This is a genomic window from Mycobacterium sp. (genome assembly GCF_965230835.1).
Classification (GTDB): Bacteria; Actinomycetota; Actinomycetes; order Mycobacteriales; family Mycobacteriaceae; genus Mycobacterium.
On the sequence record NZ_CBDDLW010000002.1, the window covers coordinates 2,418,847 to 2,436,590 of the forward strand.

The 17,744-nt window shown below is 62.9% G+C and carries 13 protein-coding genes and 1 pseudogene; 10 read left to right on the forward strand and 4 right to left on the reverse strand.

Annotated elements, in window-relative coordinates; translation table 11 throughout:
* Positions 1–33 precede the first annotated feature (33 nt).
* Genes murJ through ACO07W_RS11505 form a run of 3 tightly spaced genes read right to left on the reverse strand, consistent with a single transcriptional unit; the run spans position 34 to position 6,817 of the window.
* Entirely contained in the window at positions 34–3,669 is a 3,636-nt protein-coding gene (gene murJ, locus ACO07W_RS11495) for a murein biosynthesis integral membrane protein MurJ (protein ID WP_421843288.1), read from the reverse strand.
* Entirely contained in the window at positions 3,666–6,074 is a 2,409-nt protein-coding gene (locus tag ACO07W_RS11500; protein WP_421843290.1) for a DUF6049 family protein, read from the reverse strand. Before ACO07W_RS11500 ends, murJ begins: the two co-directional genes overlap by 4 nt.
* Positions 6,071–6,817, reverse strand: a complete 747-nt coding sequence (locus ACO07W_RS11505) for an NUDIX hydrolase (protein WP_421843292.1) — start codon at positions 6,815–6,817, stop codon at positions 6,071–6,073. The genes ACO07W_RS11500 and ACO07W_RS11505 overlap by 4 nt, the downstream gene beginning before the upstream one ends.
* Before the next feature lie 198 nt (positions 6,818–7,015).
* Between ACO07W_RS11505 and ACO07W_RS11510 the strand changes: the two genes are divergently transcribed.
* The 10 genes and pseudogenes from ACO07W_RS11510 to ACO07W_RS11555 all read left to right on the forward strand — a co-directional run bounded on the left by ACO07W_RS11510 (position 7,016) and on the right by ACO07W_RS11555 (position 15,864).
* Positions 7,016–8,464 (forward strand): CCA tRNA nucleotidyltransferase, encoded by a 1,449-nt coding sequence (locus ACO07W_RS11510; protein WP_421843294.1) that lies wholly within the window; start codon positions 7,016–7,018, stop codon positions 8,462–8,464.
* 24 nt (positions 8,465–8,488) lie between these two features.
* Complete coding sequence (locus ACO07W_RS11515) at positions 8,489–9,013, forward strand: pullulanase (RefSeq protein WP_421843296.1); 525 nt, start codon at positions 8,489–8,491, stop codon at positions 9,011–9,013.
* A gap of 127 nt (positions 9,014–9,140) precedes the next feature.
* Positions 9,141–9,455, forward strand: a complete 315-nt coding sequence (locus ACO07W_RS11520; RefSeq protein ID WP_421843298.1) for a DUF2563 family protein — start codon at positions 9,141–9,143, stop codon at positions 9,453–9,455.
* Positions 9,437–11,392: an alpha/beta hydrolase gene (locus ACO07W_RS11525; protein ID WP_421843300.1), complete on the forward strand. Its 1,956-nt coding sequence runs from the start codon at positions 9,437–9,439 to the stop codon at positions 11,390–11,392. Before ACO07W_RS11520 ends, ACO07W_RS11525 begins: the two co-directional genes overlap by 19 nt.
* A 352-nt stretch (positions 11,393–11,744) precedes the next feature.
* Positions 11,745–11,960, forward strand: a complete 216-nt coding sequence (locus tag ACO07W_RS11530; protein ID WP_421843302.1) for a hypothetical protein — start codon at positions 11,745–11,747, stop codon at positions 11,958–11,960.
* A gap of 198 nt (positions 11,961–12,158) precedes the next feature.
* Positions 12,159–12,359 (forward strand): hypothetical protein, encoded by a 201-nt coding sequence (locus ACO07W_RS11535; RefSeq protein WP_421843304.1) that lies wholly within the window; start codon positions 12,159–12,161, stop codon positions 12,357–12,359.
* A 699-nt stretch (positions 12,360–13,058) separates the two neighbouring features.
* A pseudogene (locus ACO07W_RS11540) lies at positions 13,059–13,461 on the forward strand (hypothetical protein); the annotation flags it as partial.
* Positions 13,462–13,721: 260 nt separating this feature from the next.
* Complete coding sequence (locus tag ACO07W_RS11545; protein WP_421843306.1) at positions 13,722–14,051, forward strand: DUF2710 family protein; 330 nt, start codon at positions 13,722–13,724, stop codon at positions 14,049–14,051.
* 7 nt (positions 14,052–14,058) lie between these two features.
* A complete protein-coding gene (locus ACO07W_RS11550) occupies positions 14,059–14,937 on the forward strand; it encodes a transglycosylase (protein WP_421845946.1) in 879 nt (292 codons plus the stop codon).
* A gap of 3 nt (positions 14,938–14,940) precedes the next feature.
* Positions 14,941–15,864 (forward strand): AAA family ATPase, encoded by a 924-nt coding sequence (locus ACO07W_RS11555; RefSeq protein ID WP_421843308.1) that lies wholly within the window; start codon positions 14,941–14,943, stop codon positions 15,862–15,864.
* 62 nt (positions 15,865–15,926) lie between these two features.
* Here the strand turns inward: ACO07W_RS11555 and ACO07W_RS11560 are convergent, their stop codons facing one another.
* On the reverse strand, positions 15,927–17,213 hold the full coding sequence (locus ACO07W_RS11560) for a MinD/ParA family ATP-binding protein (RefSeq protein ID WP_421843310.1): 1,287 nt from the start codon (positions 17,211–17,213) through the stop codon (positions 15,927–15,929).
* Positions 17,214–17,744: the final 531 nt, after the last annotated feature.

Below are 17,744 nucleotides of genomic sequence, written 5' to 3' on the forward strand. Positions count from 1 at the left end.
TCACCAGCCGTCAAACCCGCACGGTTTCGACGATCAGGATGCGGCTTGAATGGTGATCTCGGAGATATCCGCGCGGCTCTCGCCGTCGATAGTTCCCAGCGTGGATATCCACACCAGAAGATTCGATGTCGGTGCGGTCGCGTTGACCCGAATCGTGTTGGAACCTGGCTTGAGCCTGGTTGCGGGAGTCAGGACTTTGGTGTTCTTCAGCTTCGCTGGCGTCGGCGTGGACGAGGAGCGAATCTCTACCTTCGTCCCGGTGCTGGAAACATGGACAGTGACTTCGCCAACCACGGTGGGTCGGGGTAACCGCAACATCAGCCCGACACCGTTCTTGAAGCCCGGGAATGGGACTGGGTCGCTGTAGGTGTCGGTTTCCCAGGCGGTTGACAAATCACCATCGATCGCCAAACCGGCTTTGTCCGGAGCGTCGGCGCCACCGTCGGGGGAGAAGACCCTGGCCTTTATTGGTTTGACCATGCTGCCGGAGGGCGCCGAATCGGCTTCTGACTCAGCAGAAGTCGGTGAATTAAGTCCGAGTTCGTCCTTGTCAAGACCGCTGACATCGCCGAAGATCCGGGTCAATACCGAGGCCATGACCAACAAGGCCACCAGGAGGATCGCGGCGCCTGCACCGATCCCGATCAAGAGGTTGCGGCGGCGGCGAGTATGGGTCTCGCTGGTCTGCGTGGGTAGGTGCTGAGGAGTTGCTGGCGTGGGGGTCTCGTCGATCAGCCCGAGGACCTCGGTGTGGTCGGCGACCGCGGTCGCTTGGTGCAACAGATTTTGAAGAGTAGATGCGCTGCGTATTCCGCCGTCCTCTTGCACAGACCGGACTGCGACCGCGGATATTTGGAAAGGGATGTCAGGGTCGATGAGGTTAGGTTCAACAGGCTGACCGGAGGAATCTCGCTCGGCCGGTGCCAACCCGCTAGGTGACCCGGATTGGGGCAGCGGCCACCGGTTGACGAGTAGGGCGTACAACACGGCACCGATTCCCCGGATATCGTCTTGCGGGTTCGCGTCGGCCAGTGTTGCGGGGTAGGCCAAGACGACATCGCCTTCGATGCTCACACGCACCCGGCTAGGGTCGTCGATCGACAGAGCGACACCTGAGCGATGGGCGGCGTCTGCGGCTGCGGCGAGCGATTGCATTGCCCGGACAGCGCCGACCGGCGACGGCGCAGTCTCGGCGACTTCTTGCAGTGACCCCCCGCGGATCCACTCTGCGACCACCAGCCCGCCGGTCCTGGTGCGAACGACGTCGAGCACCCGAGCGATGCCGGGTTTGTCGATCCGGGTGAGTCGCAACGTGCGGGAAAGGATTTCCTGCACGACTTCTTCGGGCAGCGAACCATCTGGGTCGACGAAGGTGAGTGACACCTGCCGGTCCAATGCGGTGTCCAGTGCCTGCCAAAACTGCAGGGGTGGGGCACCGCCGTGGGAGAGCAGCAACCGGTAGCGGCCGTCCGCAATACGGGCGCCAGGCACAAGGTGGGCATCTTCAGGGTGCACCGACGGATTTGTTGCCCGAGCACGGTGAGCGTCAAAATGCGCCGGCCCGCCGATCCGATCGGCGGCTGAATCGCCATTCATCTGGCCGGGTGGAAGCGGTCCTGCACCGGGGCCCGAGTCATGTCCGGCCGGAACGTCGGGCAGGAAATCATCGGCAACTGACGGCGGGGGATCGCTGTCAGGCGCCGCGGAATGGGATAAGGCGCCTTCCAGGGGGCGGTCGGTCACCTCCGGTCCTTTCGCTATCCCGGCTCTGGCTGCCGGGGGTGTGCGCTGAATTGGCTCCACGGTCGCGCTGTCCACCGGCGGGGACAAATTTCTGTGAATAGAGTACGGGACGTCGCTATGTTGCGAGGCTTGATCGGGCCCAGAGAAGCTGTGTCGTTTGATTCGGTTCCGGAGAGAATTCAGCGCCGCGCGTGCCTCAGGAACATTCGCACGCAGCAATACCGCTGTCAGCACAGGCAACATGACTGCCGCAAGCAGGAGCAATCTGAGCAGCGAACCGATACCACCGCCGTGGGATGTCAATGTCTCGAGCGACAACAGTCGATCGGCCATGTATGCACACAGCCCGGCTAGCAACGACGCGACAATAGTTACCAGGATGGTTCGGATTTCCCTGGCGCCCACCAGGTGACCGTCGGCGGGCTGAAGGGCGCGCCGCAGCAGGTGGTAGCCGAGGATCGCGCCGGCAAGAAAGCCCAGGCCGTTGGCGAATCCGAGGTAGCCAGCCACCAAGTCTGGGTTGTCGGTCAAATGCGGCGCCAGCAGCGAGCCGATGATCTTGACGGTCGTGATGACGATGATGATCACGATCGGCGTCCACGGCTGTTCGCGCGCATAGAACACCCGTAGCTGCAGCAGCACCATCGCATAGGGGATCAAGGTGAATGCCGACAACGAGATTGCCGCGCCAAGGTATCCGGCGTCGACATGGCCGAAATTGCCGTATGCGAACAGCGCGCTACCGATCGCCGACCCGCCCACGGTCATGAATGCCACGGTCGGAATTAGCGTGACCATGGTAAGGCGGGTGGCCAGCGACAGGTCAGCGAGCACGGCCGGCGAGTCTTCAGCCGCGGCATTGCGGCTCAGCCGTGGCATTACCACCGTCAGCACGGTGACGCCGATCATGCCGAACGGCAGCTGCAGCACCAGCCAGGTGTAGCTGTAAATTGCGGGGCCAGACGCTGCTGCGGTGCTGGCGATCTGGTTGCCTACCACCAGGCCGAGCTGACTGATCAGAACGTAGAAGACCATCGCGACGGCCATGGTGCCGAAGCGTTTCAGCCGCTCATCGATTCCCCAGAGTGGGCGTAGGCTGATGTGCTGGCGCTGGATCGCTACCAGCAGCACCGTGGCCTGGGCGAACACCCCCAAGGTGGTGCCGATCCCCAGCACCAGAAGTTTGGCGTTTCCCATCTCCACCGGGTCGACCGATAGTTGGCCGGGGACGGCCAAGTACACCCCCAGCGTGGCGATCGCTACCGCGTTATTCACAACGGGCGCCCATGCTGGGGGCCCGAACACGTTGCGGGTGTTCAGGATCGCCATAAACACCGACGACAGACCATATACCAGCACCTGCGGTAGCAGCAGATAGGCGAACGCCCTGGTCAACGACTCATTGACTTGAGGGTTCGGACCCAGCATCAATCGCACCAGGACGGGGGCGGCCAGCACCGACAGAGCAGTCGCTCCCAGCAGCAGCGTGGTGGTCAGGGTGACTAGGCGGCGGACGAACGCCGCGCCGCCGTCAGCGTCGTCTTGTTCGGCGCGCGCCAGGACTGGCACGAAGATGGCGGTGAACGTCGCTTCCAGGACCAGCGCGGCGATCAGGTTCGGCAGCTGATTGGCCACCGAGAACGAACTGGCCAGCGCAGCCCCCAGGATCGCGGCCAACAGGACAATCCGGGTAAAGCCGGTGAGCCGGCTGATCAACGTCGCGAACGCCATGGCCCAGGAGTGCGATACCAGCGCGGCGTCGGACAGTTCGCGTCGTTCGGCGCGGCCCTGCAATAGATCAGCGCCGGCAGCGCCCTGGCAGGGCAGGTGGCCCGGTGGTCGCGATTGCGCCGGTGTTCGTGCCTGCGCCCGGTGTCGAGGCGGCGGGCTTGCCTGTCGAGGGGTCCGACGGAGAGTGGGTTTCATACGGATTGCTCTTCGTCGCTCGGCTGGTCCGATGCACGATGCCGCCCGGCATGTTCGGCCTGGGGTGGGGCCGGCCGGTCCAGGTCGGCGCGATCAGGCTGGCCACGGAACCGATGCCAAAGCCGTCTTCCAGCCAGGATCACCAGCACTGCCGCCGCGGCCAGTGTGATCGTGAAAAGGACCTTCCCGTAGGCGTTGGAGTGAACCGACAACCGGACGGGTTCGCCGAGCGCTACGCCGTCTGGCGTGTGCAGGGCCACGTCGATCGCGACCCGCTGGGTGAAGTTGACTTCGATCGGTACTCGCAGCGGCAGGTATCCCGGCGGCAGTTCGATTTCGCCAACGTCGGTGACCGTCATCCCGGGCGGCGTGTTGACTTGCAGCCGGACCCGGATCGGAACGGCCAGGCCATTGTGTAGGGCGAGGGGGAGGGGACTGTGTTCGGTGGCCAGGGTGTAGGAACCACCTGGGTTGACGATCGTCACCGCACCGAATAGATCGTTGATCGTGTTGCCGACAATGTCCAAGCGCTGCTGAGCCAACCCATTGCGAGTATCTGGCGGGACCGATTGGCTCAGAGCGCGGAGCATGTCCTCGCGCAGCGGCGCGGTGTACTGCGGACCGGTGAGCCCGGTTCGGTGATCGCTCGTCAATGCCGAGGTCAAGTTCCACACCCGGTGAACCTGGCCAGCGATTTCGGCGGTGATGTGGTTGTCGAACCGGCCGCGCGTGGACGCATAGACGCCCGGCGGTTCCGGTGGTTCGGCGCGATTCACTGCATCAGAGATCAGCGTGGGGAGCGGTCGTGGCACTGTGACGCCCGACTGCATGGTGGTGGCCATCGCGGTGAAGATCAGTTGGGCGTCCTGCTTGGAGAGGTTCCACGACGCGGGCGGCATCAGGATCTGGGTGCGTGGCGCGGCGTCCGACTCCAAACTGCGCCACAGCATCGCCCCCAAAGCGTCTTGGCGACGTGCCGCCGACGAGTCGTGCGCGATCCGTACCGACAACGCAGCGCCCAAATACGTCGGAACGATCGGATCGTTGCCGGCTGCGGCCAGCGCCGCACCGACGGCCGGGTCGAACGGCGCGGCTACCACCTGCGGAGACAGCCGCCGGGTTGCGGTACTGAATGTTGTCGACGTGCCGCCTACCGGAGGCCGCTGTTTGTTCGAGCCAGAAAGCTCGGCTGCGCCGATCGCCACGGTGCTGTCGTTGGCGCTCAGTAATTGAACCGCCCGGTTAGTCACCGGCCCGTCGGCCAGCAATGTGGCGCCACGGGTGGAAGTGATATCCAAGATGCGGTCGATGATGTCTCCGGCGCTGATGGTTGCGGCCGAGTTGAGTCCGGGATCGTTGACGCGCTGGAGGGCGTCGAGGTCGACTTGGGCAAACGGTAGCGGCGCCACGCATATTCGGTGAGCCAGCTCGCGTAGCCGGTTAAGCCACGTTGTCGCCGCCACCTGGCCAGTGCCCGGGTGCGTCGGGGTGCCCGGTAGCTGACCGGCACCGCCGGGAGAGTCCGACACCACGTAGCCGCTGGTCATGGCGTTGACGGTGACGAGAAGGTCGGGGTCGATGGCGAGGCAGAGCGCTTGGCCAACGGTGCCGTCCGGGTCGGCGTCGGGCCGTGTGTTGAGTTCGGCCGCCGACAGCAGTATGTCCAGCCGGCCCCCATTGGCCAGTGAGTTCGCTAGGTCGTCGTCGACGAGCCGAACCGGAATCGTGCCACCGGGGGCGCCGGGAGCTAGCCGCGGCCGGTCGGCGAGTGGCCACATGAGTGTGGTCCGCACCGGCTTGGCCGTATCGGCGGTTACCGCGGAGTCGAAGTCAGCCTCGGCGTCGGGCGGCACCCCAACCACGGGCAGCAGAAACCGGGCATCGTCGAGTCGGGCGGGCGCTCCGTAATCGGGCGTTCCGTTGACGTTGACCAGCAGCGGGAACACCCCGGGCCTGGCGATGGCCAGCGATGGTTCGGTCAGCGAGCGCAGTGGCGCCGACAGAGTGAAGCTGGCCTGATGTTTGCGCTGTAGCTCATCGGTTACCGGTACGAATTCTTCGGCCGGCTGATACTGATCGGTGCTTCCGGCCAAAGACGTACGTAAGCCAACCGAAGACGCCAATGCCGTCGCATGCTCAAGGCGGACCATCACGTCACGTACCGGGCGGTCTCCGACGTTGATCACCGTGCCGGTGACGGTGACGAGGGGCTCGCTACTGCTGGTGACCACCTCCGGGGTCACATGGTCGATGCGAACCTGGACAAATGGTGTTGCGCTGGGCTCGCCCGCAGCCGCGCGCGGCGCGGCCATGGCTACCGTAAGCAACGGCCCGGCACCGACCACGATGCCGACCACTGCGGCGAGGCGCAATAACCCAGCCGACCGGAGTCGCAGGGTGGTCACGGCCCCGGCCCGCGACCGTTCTTTCGGCCCGTGCTGGGTCCGTCCGCGTGACGGGTACGTGAGTGGGTCTGTGCCTTTCGCCGAGGCGAGCTGGGCGGCAGCGGTGGCAGTGCTGATGGGCCGTCGCTTTGCAACTTGTCGATCAACTCGTCGGCCACTTCGGCCAGTCGGCGTTCGTCGGCGTAGGCGAGCCGGGCCGGTAGGTCCTGGATGGGCACCCAGGCCACCTCGGCGACCTCGAGATCGTCATCGGAGAGCTCCCCGCCGGAAAACCTCATCAAGTAGTGGTGAACGGTCTTGTGCACCCGCCTGCCGTCGGTGACGAACCAGTAATCGATACGCCCGAGCGCCGCCAGCACGCTGCCCTGAATTCCGGTCTCCTCGGCGACTTGGCGAATCGCGGTCTGCTCCGCGGTCTCGCCAAGCTCGATATGCCCCTTGGGCAGTGACCACAGCATCCGTCCGCGCCGGTCGATACGCCCGATCAAAGCCGCAACCTGCGCGTCCCGCGGACCATCGATACCGTCGATGACCAGGCCTCCAGCAGACGTCTCATGGACGGTGCGCAGCCCGTCTCGCCCGCGCCGCGGTGTGCGGGCGCGGCGCGGTTTGGCTGGTGTCGGCGTGGTGGCGGTGTCGCCGGAGGGCTGGCCGGGTGCACCATGGTCGGCCGAGCCCGTGGGTCCACGACCCCGGCGCCGATTGCGGCGCCGGCGTGGTTTGGCTCGTTCGCCGTTGGACACCCAAGCGATATTAGCTGGAACTGGCTGGTCTACCGGACGTACTCGCCGGTTGTCCGGTATCTGAGACGCCGCGGCGGGCTCAATTCTTGGGTCTGTTTGGGCGCAATCGAACGATCGGTGTTTGCCCTTACCGGGCTGAAGCGCTCAGGTCTAGATGTGAGCAAGGCCTCAGCCGCGCACCCGCTAGGCTCATCGAACGTGCCTGAATCCGCCCAGGATCCTGATCTGTTGACCGCGGCTGCGGTCGCATTGAATCGGCATGCCAGCGTGCTTGGCGACCTCGGGTCGGCGTTCGCCGCCGCAGGACACGAGTTGTACCTGGTAGGCGGTTCGGTGCGGGATGCCGTCTTGGCCCGGTTGAGCCCGGACCTTGATTTCGCCACCGACGCGCGCCCCGAGCAGGTGCAGAAAATTGTCCGGCCTTGGGCTGATGCCGTATGGGACACCGGAATTGAATTCGGCACCATCGGGGTTGGCAAGGGTGACTACCGCCTGGAGATCACCACGTTCCGCGCCGATAGCTACGACCAGGTGTCGCGCAATCCGGAGGTTCGTTTCGGCGACCGGATCGATGATGATTTGGTGCGCCGCGATTTCACGGTCAACGCCATGGCTGTGCGGATCACTGCGGGCGGGCTCGGCGAGTTTCTCGATCCGCTCGGCGGTTTGGTGGCACTGCGGGCCGGCATTTTGGATACTCCGGCAGCTCCGTCGGTGTCGTTCGGCGACGATCCGCTGCGAATGCTGCGTGCGGCGCGGTTCGTCTCGCAGCTTGGTTTCACCGTCGCCCCGCGGGTGCGGGCGGCGATCGAAGACATGGCTCCGCAGCTCACGCGCATCAGTGCCGAACGGGTGGCGGCCGAGCTGGATAAGCTGATGCTCGGCCGCGACCCGGTAGGCGGTATCGACCTACTGGTCCAGACCGGCATGGGCGCGGTGGTGCTCCCCGAGATTGGTGGTATGCAGATGGCCATCGACGAACATCACCAGCACAAGGATGTCTACCAGCATTCATTGACGGTGCTGCGGCAGGCGATCAGCCTTGAGGACCCGGAGAGCGGCGCAGATCTGGTGCTGCGCTGGGCGGCGTTGCTGCACGACATTGGTAAGCCGGCAACTCGACGCCATGAACCCAACGGCGGTGTGAGCTTTCACCACCACGAGGTGGTGGGCGCGAAGATGGTGCGAAAGCGGATGCGGGCGCTGAAGTACTCCAAACAGATGGTCGACGATGTCTCCCAGCTGGTGTTTCTGCATCTGCGGTTCCACGGCTACGGCGACGGGAAGTGGACAGATTCTGCGGTGCGCCGTTATGTCACCGACGCTGGACCGTTGCTGCCGCGGCTGCACAAGCTGGTTCGCGCCGACTGCACCACCCGCAACCAGCGTCGGGCGGCGCGGCTGCGAGCCAACTACGATCAGCTGGAGGAGCGGATCGCGGAGCTGGCCGCGCAAGAGGATCTGGCGCGGGTACGTCCAGATCTGGACGGCAACCAGATCATGGCTTTGCTGGATATACCGGCGGGTCCGGAAGTTGGCGAAGCGTGGCGCTATTTGAAGGAGCTGCGTCTGGATCGCGGGCCGATGAGTAACGAGGAAGCTACCGTCGAGTTGTTGGCGTGGTGGCGATCGCGGGGGAACCGTTAGCGGCGGTGCGTCGTCCAAGCAGCTATGGACTACTGCCTGAGCGGGGAACTGAACGGTGGAGAATACGCAGCTTCGATTTTGCATCGTCCCCCCGATCTAGATCTCAATGGTGACGGCCAGCTCGATGCAATCGGCATGGATATCGACGGAGACGGTTTTCGTGACGACGCGCTGACCGACGTCGACGGGGACGGGATAGCTGACCACGCTGTTCTCGATCTTGATGACGACGGCAGTCCGGAAAAGTACTTCACCGATGATGGGTCCGGGACATGGGCGGTCGCTGTCGACCGCGGCGGCCAGTTGCGCTGGTTCGGGCTCGATGGGGTCGAACACACTGGCGGGCCGACGGTGGATTTCGATGGCAACGGCCACCTCGACGACAGGGTTTTCGACTCCGACAACGACGGAATAGCCGACCGAGTGTTGTGTATTAACGAGAACGGTATGACCGGATACATCGACACCGACGGCGATGGCCGCTGGAATGTTCGGCTGACTGATATCAACGGTGACGGTCGCGCCGATGGCGCCACGACACTGAATTGACCGGCAATCAAGCCATCGTTAGCGTGGCCGGCAGTTCGGGCGGGGCTGGATACCACCCCTAACCGTGCGAGCGGGGTCGGTGCCCCCGCAGTTGTGTTAGCGCCGCGGCGGCTCCGAGGAGGTTGCAATGTTCGTAGATGCTGAACTGCTGCACTCAGGGGCAGATGAGTCGCACCGGGCCGGCGAGTATGCCCAGGATGGGGCTGACCGTTTGTCGCGCGGTCCGTTGGTGACGGGAATGTTTGGTGACTTCGCGGCGGCCCAGGTGTTTCACGACGCGGTCATCGAAACACACGCTGCGCATGTGCGAGGTTTGCGTGACCATCGACAAGAGTTGACCGCTCTTGCGGGAAAGGTACATTTCGCGGCGGTGGAGTTTACCGAGATGGATCGGGGCAATGCCGTGGAATTAGGGGTGGTGCGATGCGGTTGCGATACATAAGTGTGTCGCATCTGATCGGTGAGGCTGGCGGTGATCCGTGGGCGATTGACAGCAGTGTTCAGGTTGGTCGGCCGGCGCGGATTTCGGAGTTGGCGCAGGCTTTTCATGATGCGGGCCGGTGTACGTCGGAGTCGGGTGCGGCTTTCGCGCAGGCGCGGCGGCGGTTTGAGGTGGCGTGGAATCGAGAAGATGGTGAGCATCGGCTCAATGATTCGGTTGAAGTGCAGCGTGCCACGGCGTCGCTGGGTGTGCGGGCCGCGCAGCTGCCCAAGATCGCGGTTGATTTGGAAAACATCGCAGCCGATCTGGCTGAGGCCCAACGTAAGTCGGCTGAGTCGATTTCGTCTTTGGAAGCCCAGCTTCAGCAGATCGACACCGAGCTCGGCGAGGCCTTGGAGATTGAGAAAACCATTCGCCTCACCTCGACGGATCAAGCAGCACTCGATGCGCTGATCGATGCCCTGGAACAGCAAGCTACCGTTGACACCAAAACCGTGCTAGGTCACACGCAGTCGATACGCAACGACTACTCCGACAAGCTACAAAAGACATTATCCACACTGCGAACTGACGAGTACGCACCGGCGGGAACCCAGGTGTTAGATGAGCCAGGGGTACCAGCTAAACCCGAAGACGCGATTCAGATTCCGCCATCGGAAACCACCGCTGAGGATGTCGAGAAGTGGTGGGATTCACTGAGCCGGAAACAGCGGCAGCAACTGGTCGCTGAACATCCACCGGAGTTGGGAAATCTCAACGGTATTGCCGCTGTAACTCGGGACTTGGTCAACCAGGCCGTGATGGACGACGACATCAATCGAGTCGAAAGCACCGCAGATTTGCGGGGGGTCCCTACTGCAGAGGTGCTCGATAACCCTGTGGCGTATGGGCTTCCGGCGACAGATGCCGCACGTTACCGAAACGCTGTTCGGACGCGTGACGGTCTTGAGTACGACCGGTGGCGTGGCACCGGCAACGAAAGACCCGTCATGCTATGGGCCTACGACCCGGTTGCGTTCAATGGTCAAGGCAAGGCTGCGATTGCGATCGGCAATCCTGATTTTGCGCGAAACACTGCAGTGATCGTGCCAGGAACGGGCAGCAGTGTGGAACAGGGATGGATGGCTGAGCATGGTGACGCGATCAACCTTTACGATCAATCCTTGGCGGCTGAGCCCGCCCATCACTACACCGCGGTGATCGCCTGGATGGGGTACGACGCACCCGATGGTTTAGCCGACGTTCGCGTCAGCCGGCCCGAGCTGGCGCGTGACGGTGGCGAACTGCTGGCCGCTGATGTCAACGGCTTGTGGGTCACCCACGATCGATTAACTCCCCAGCACGTCACCGTCATTGGACATTCCTACGGTTCGACCACGGTCGCCGACGCATTCGCCAACAGTGGTATGCGCGCCAACGATGCGGTGCTGATCGGCAGTCCAGGAACAGATCTCGCGCGAAACGCTGCCGGCTTTCACCTCGATGGCGGAAACGTTTACGTCGGTGCAGCGTCCACTGACCCGATCAGTTGGATCGGCCAGGCGGACGGGGTCCCAGGCGAGTTACTCAAAGGCACATTGCGGAACTACGGGATCCCGCTTCCCCTGGATTCGGGATTGGGCCGCGACCCGGCTGGCGAGGGTTTCGGATCAACTCGGTTCGAGGCCGAGGTACCTGGCTCCGGATCGCTCGACCGGGACGACCACTCGCACTACTACACCATGGGTAGTGAATCTTTGCGCAGCATCACCAACATCGCCATCGGTCAGCCTGATCGTCTACTCGCAGAGAGTCGCCTGGCAGAGGGGAGGCGTCAACCGCATATTGGTGCGTTCCGAATACCCGGCGTACCTGGTTACATCGATCCTGAAGGTGATCGCTCACGAGAAACGATCCAAGATGACCATCAATATCCCAGTTACGCACCGTCTAGCTGACCGACGGCCCAGGGCGTGGTCCGCAGCACGGGTTGGTGCGGTGACGGTCGTGGTGCTCACGTTAGGGGGATGTTGGTCGGTGGTATCGCGCGGACGCGACATTGCCCATCCGGTGAAGCCAATGTCGGATCGGCAGGCTATGGAGCAGGTTGTCGAACCGGCAAAGCAGATCGTGCGGTTCGCTCACTTACGAGATCCCAGCGGGCATTTCGATTACTCGACTTGCAATGACCAAGGTGACCCGCCCTATCGGGGAGTCGTCTCGATTAGTTTCGAGTGGCCTATGGATGCATCAGGAAGCTAACTCAGAGAGGCCGACCCCGATACAGTCTTCGAGCAGATCGCTGCATCGATGGTCGCGCACGGATGGAACGACGGCCGCCCGCCCGATTGGCACTCCTTCGGCCGCGTCCTCAATAAGGATGGTGTGATCGCGGTTATGACGCAGAGCCCGGCCACCGAGAACGGCGGCCTTCAGATTTACGGCGAATGCCGCAACATGACCGATCATCGTCTCGAGGGCACTTCGACCGGTCCCCGGATCGACGACCAGCTGCGCGGGCAATGAATACTATTCTGGTACCTGCTATCTGGTGATTTTTGCAGATGGACGCGCCTGTCTTTGGCTCGATGCACCGAGGAATGGTCGCCAAGACATCCCGTTAGATTGCGGGTGCTGGCCGGCATTACCTATTGTCTGACACTCGGTTATCGGCTGGTTGCGTGCGCTGAGTGAGTTGTGGCCGGGTGGGGTGCTATTCATGTTTTGGCTGTTTCCGCTGGCCACGATCTACAGGTTGACCTGCTGGCGATGGCGGCCATGTCGCAGACGCTGAGCGGTGCGGCCGAGCATCTTGCGGGCCAGTTCGCTGAGTTCGATGCTCAGATGGGCGCCATGTTGGGTGGTTGGCGCGGCGCTTTTGGCACGGCGTGGGCATTGTGCATCGCGGGGCCGCCGAGTCGGTAGGGGTTTGAGGACGGTGAGCTTGCGCGCTCGGGGTATCGGCCGTGACAGCTGATGACGATCCATTACCCGCGGCGCTGGGCCGCGTCTGTGGCGCTGCGGAGGTCCACCTCAAGGCGGCTCGACGATTGAAGTGACCCGCAATAGGGCGGCGAATAGCCTTGTGATGTGACGACACCATACCCGCATACGTATTCCAGGCTGCCAGCTTTGACTCGGAGACTGGTGCTAGCCCTAGTTGCGGTAGGTTTGATCGCGCTGGCCTCGCTTGTTGTTGGCGTAATCGCTCTTATTGGATCAAGGTCATCGGCGACGCAAGGTCGAACTGCCCCAACGACAGCGACCGCTCCTAGCTTCACGGCTGAGCAAGTTGCCGCAGCAAAGAAAAATCTCTGCGACATCTATCAGGCTGCGTCGCGGTCCGTAGAGGTAGATACAAACGGCCGTGAGGTCGCTCTTGCGCGGATATCGTTAACCAATGGCGCCGGAATGTTGGAGGTAGCAGCGGACAATGCTGCGTTGGGCGGCCGCGAACGAGAAGCTGCTCGCACCCTTGCATCTGCGTACCGCACTGTCGTTGCTGTAGGGAGTGTTTTTGACAAAGAGACGCCTGTTGGTCGGACGTCGTTGGACGACGCAAATCGGGCGGACGCGGCAATGGCGGCGATGTGCCCGTAGAGGGAGCGCGCACCGGTGGCGAGGCAGCTTCCGCAGCAGGTGATGCAGCCGGTGAGGACGCCATCCAGCCGCCAATGAGTGCTATGCAGGGTGCCGGTGGCAGCGGTGCCGAGTCCGGTCTGGATGACGGGCTAGGTGGGTTCGGTGACGCAGAGCCGGTGTACTCCGCCGCAGACGCCCGCTGGGGCACCGTCTACGGGTGCCGCCTGGCGTGATGGGTTCCGGCGGCAAAGACGGCAGTAAGGACAAGCCAGTCGACAAGAGGGTGACGGTCCCCGGGGTGCCTAACGGTCAGCCGGTGAAGGGCCGCTTGACGGCGCCGCCGAACGTTCCGGTCACGAAATCAACGGACGGCAAACCTGTAGCCGCAACCAAGCCCACACGGCGGATTGTGGTGCTGCCTAAAGAAGACGAGACGCAAGAATAGCTTTAGCTGATCATGTGAGGTGCATGTAATGGCATTCGAATGGATGCATGCTGGTGCGCACACAGGTCAGCGTTGCTCCTCGTGATTCACCGTTGGTGAGTGGTCGGGTCGTCTTGGCGGCAGTAATGTCTTCACCGCGCGGCCGTTCGGTCGTGTGGCTGGGTTGATTCAATGGCGCAAGCTCGGCCGCCGATTTCTTCGCGCTGGAAAAAGTCGACGACGACCGCGATGTACGTTGCTGGCTGGAAGGTGTGGGCATAGTGGCTGAGCTCGACACGGGCGCGGTGCACTCGACATCTGCGGATAAGGCGTTGGTCGATCAGGTCCTGGCCGATTTGAAGACGAATTTTGAGAAGTGGGAGGCGGTACTCGACGCGCAACAGTCGGTGACGTTCGCCGCTGACGTGGGCGACATATACGCAGTGTGCAATTCGGACGGTCGACTTACGGAACTAGCGTTGGCTCCGGATGTGATGTCGTCCTACACCCATAGCGAGTTGATGGATCGGTTGAATAGCGTTTTTGATGCTTTGCGCAGTGAGGCGGAGGCGGAGTACCGCCGAAATTACGGTGAGGGAATCGTTGACTGATGCTCTAATGGCCCACGCACTGGTGGCTTTGGCCCGCAGCCACAATCTATTCGCCGGTGACCATCTGGTCGGCGGGGTCTGTGGTGCGCCGGTTCAGTTGCGTGATCGTGCAGACCACGTCTCTCGCATGATGGATGCTGCGGGATTGTCCACCGGGGCGGCACGGCGCTCGGCAAACAGGTTGCATCGGTTAGCCGATGCGGATGAGGCGCTGGCTCAGATCGTCGCGGCAGCGCGAACCGAGCGCGCGCGGGCCCGGAGCGCGACGCGGGCCGTCCTACACGCGGCCCAGGCTGATTTGATGGCTGCTGCCGACACTCCGGTCGGGCGTCGCGAAGCGATAGCCAGAATGGTGGCGAGGTTGCGAATTCAGCATCAGTACGTCCTGCGTACGTTGTTGCGGGCGCGGCTGCTGGCGCTGCGGTTGCGGCAGCTGCGGTATCTGCGGTGCCGGGTAGCTATGGAATCAATTCACCGCGATCGTGCGTTGCCTTTTGGTAGCGGCACGGGTCGCGCGGCCGTCTTGGCTGCGATCCGTAAAGCCCTGGATATTAAGGGCATTCACGATCCTGCGGCACGTTCTCGGTGGGAGCGCGGTATGGACGCGGTGGCTCGTCGCGAGTCAAACTACAATGCCAGCGCGCAAAACAATTGGGACTCGAATGCGGCCAAAGGCACGCCGAGTAAAGGCGCGTGGCAATTCATTGCACCGACTTTCGCGGCTTACCACCAGCCCGGAACCTCGTCGGACGTTCACAACCTCGTGGCGCAGGCCTGCGCGTTCATCAACTACGCGCAGGGACGCTATGGGGTTGCAGCAGATGGGTCGAATTTGGCTGATCGAATTCAGCAGGCCGACCCGCGTCGCGCACCCAGGGGGTACTGAGCAATGCCGTTGAGCCTGTCAAACCGCGATCAGAATTCGGGGCATCTGTTCTACAACAGAAGACTGCGGGCCGCGACGACCCGCTTCTCGTCACGGATGAAGCACGACGACCGCAAGCAAACCGCGGCACTAGCGTTGTCGATGGTACTGGTGGCCATTGGTGTGGGTTGGATGCTCCTCGTGGGACCACCGGGGACAGGAAAGACCACCACGGCTGAGGCGCTGGGAAAGATCTATGCCGGTATGGGGATCGTGCGTCACCCCGAAATTCGCGAGGTGAGGCGCTCGGACTTCTGCGGGCACTACATCGGTGAGTCGGGTCCCAAGACCGAGCAACTGATCGAAAATGCGCTTGGCCGAATAATTTTCATGGATGAGTTCTACTCATTGATTGAACGTCACCAAGACGGTACCCCCGACATGATCGGCATGGAAGCCGTGAATCAACTGCTGGTCAAACTTGAGGCGCACCGGTTCGACTTCTGTTTCATCGGGGCCGGATACGAGGATCTGGTTGACGAATTCCTCACCGTGAACCCAGGTTTGGCCGGCCGATTCAACCGCAAGCTGCGCTTTGAGTCTTACTCGCCGGCCGAGATCGTCGAGATCGGACATCGCTACGCCACGCCGCGCGCGAGCCTGCTGGACGAGTCGGCGCGCGGCGCGTTCTTGGACGCCGCTACAACGATTCGCAACTACACCACTCCGGGCGGTCGCCACGGGATCGACGCCATGCAGAACGGGCGGTTCGCCCGCAATGTCATCGAACGGGCCGAAGGCTTTCGGGATTCACGAGTGGTGGCGCGAAAACGCGCAGGTGAGTTGGTGACCGTTGAAGATCTGCAAGTTGTTGCTGCCGCGGATATCGAGGCGGCGGTTCGTAGCGTGTGCTCGGATAATCGCGACCTGGCCGCTATCGTGTGGTAGCGAACTGCCGATGCGGAGCCTGCGCATCGACGCTTTGTAGCTGGTCTGCTGCGGCTGGGCGCTCAACGCAATTGGGGTGCTGCGTTGGCTTGCGCACCATCGGGGCGTGACGCGAAGTACTGCGTAATTGTCGCCGCGATCCGCAAGAACTTGAGCCGAGTAGCCGGCGCCATCTCGTGGCTCACGTCGATGACACCGCCGGGCCGCAAGTGCGGATCAAAGGGAACCTCGATTACAGGCTGTCCGTGGTCGATGAACTCCTTTGCCAGCAACGACCGGGTGCGTTTGTCTGCGTGCCCGTCTGAGTCGTTGAGCGCGACGATGGTGCGCCGCAGCAACTCCGTCATGTCATGATCTGACAGCCATTCCAGTGTCTTAGCGGCAGCCGAGGCGCCGTCGGCCCACGGCGACGACACGATGATCAGGGCGTCCAGATCTCGCAAGACTTCTTGAGTAACCGCTGCGTCCATCGTCGCGCCGCAGTCGATGACCGACATCGTGAAGTGACGATCCAGACGCAAGGCGGCTTCTCGGTAGATCGCCGGATCGAGGACTTGGCGCCGACCTGATGCCGGCTCGCCCGCCAGGACGTACAGGCCCGCCGAGTTGCTGCCCAGGCGCGAGGTCAGGTCGGTGAATGAATGCAGGTTCTTGTCGGAGGTCAGTTCCCAGAATGAACTCTTTGCGGCGGGATCTATTCTGCTACTTAGCCGGCCAAAAGCGGTGTCGGCGTCTATGGCCACGACGCGGTCCTGCTGGCGTAGTTCTGCGAGGATCGAACCCACACTGGCGGCAACCGAAGTTTTTCCGACGCCGCCCTTGCCTAGCACGCCGACTTTGTGGTTGCCCTGCAGAACGGTTCGGATAACGGCTTCGAACTGGGCGGCCTCGCGTTGCCCACTGGCTGGGCTCAGGTCGGCAAGGCGCCGAGTGACTAGCCGGATAATGCGGCGCCAACCCTGGTCGTCAGAACGTGGCGAGTAACTGTCGCGCGCTTTCGCGTCTCTGCCGATCCATGGTTGGAGGGGACGTGCGGTCTCGGATTGCAGCGCGGGAGCCAGAGCTGCCGGCGGTGGCGGTGATTCCCACGGGGGCTGCGGCGGGACCGCTGGCTGCGGCTGCGCAGCGATGGGCTGGCCTGGCGAAGGTGGCGTCGGCAATGGCGTGCCCATCGGAGCCGCAGCCGGGCTGGGTGGCGCTGGCCGGGCTGCGTGGCGATGGGGAGCCGCCGGGCTGGGCGGTGCTGCGATCTGGTGGGGTCCGGTCCGTGGATCGCGGGGGAGCGCACCGGAGCGACCGGGCTCGGCGGGCCGCACCCGGTCTCGCAGAAACTTGTCAGGCTCGTTCATGGGCTCCTCAGGTGCGAATAGTCGGGCGCCGGCGGCCGATCGCGACAGGCTCCTGGTTGATGAGCCCGCCAGTCCGCCCGTCCAGCGCTGGACACAGACAGTATCGAGCATCGTCTGCTCGACGATTACCGTCGGACGGGTCCAGCCCTGTACACGCGGTTTTAGACTCTTATTAGTATTGTGCAAACAACCGCTCGGTTCCACCGGAGTGACGCCGTGCGACTTCGCCGGCTTGTTCGTGTGCTTACCCGCAGCTTTGACAGCATAACTGCCTTGCTTTATTGACGGTGTTGCCAACGAGGTGATGATTTTACGCTCCAGTTGCGACGCTATTCGCCGACATTTGATCGCAACGCCAGCAAACGTTCCTAAATAATTGGTGTGGCCGCCGCAGCGGCGCGAACCGCAATGGCTTATGCGGCTGCCGGTGGAAAAACAGCATGTGGCGATGCTGTCCTCGGTCGGCAACGCCATTGGTACGGTGCCTGCCCGTCGCGGGTTATTATTGGGAAGTTGGCATGTCAGGCGGTT

Coding starts and splice junctions, on each gene's coding strand:
- murJ (WP_421843288.1), bottom strand. CDS start 3,669: ATGAAACCCACTCTCCGTCGGACCCCTCGACAGGCAAGCCCGCCGCCT.
- ACO07W_RS11515 (WP_421843296.1), top strand. CDS start 8,489: ATGGACTACTGCCTGAGCGGGGAACTGAACGGTGGAGAATACGCAGCT.
- ACO07W_RS11520 (WP_421843298.1), top strand. CDS start 9,141: ATGTTCGTAGATGCTGAACTGCTGCACTCAGGGGCAGATGAGTCGCAC.
- ACO07W_RS11525 (WP_421843300.1), top strand. CDS start 9,437: ATGCGGTTGCGATACATAAGTGTGTCGCATCTGATCGGTGAGGCTGGC.
- ACO07W_RS11530 (WP_421843302.1), top strand. CDS start 11,745: ATGGTCGCGCACGGATGGAACGACGGCCGCCCGCCCGATTGGCACTCC.
- ACO07W_RS11550 (WP_421845946.1), top strand. CDS start 14,059: ATGGCCCACGCACTGGTGGCTTTGGCCCGCAGCCACAATCTATTCGCC.
- ACO07W_RS11555 (WP_421843308.1), top strand. CDS start 14,941: ATGCCGTTGAGCCTGTCAAACCGCGATCAGAATTCGGGGCATCTGTTC.
- ACO07W_RS11560 (WP_421843310.1), bottom strand. CDS start 17,213: ATGAACGAGCCTGACAAGTTTCTGCGAGACCGGGTGCGGCCCGCCGAG.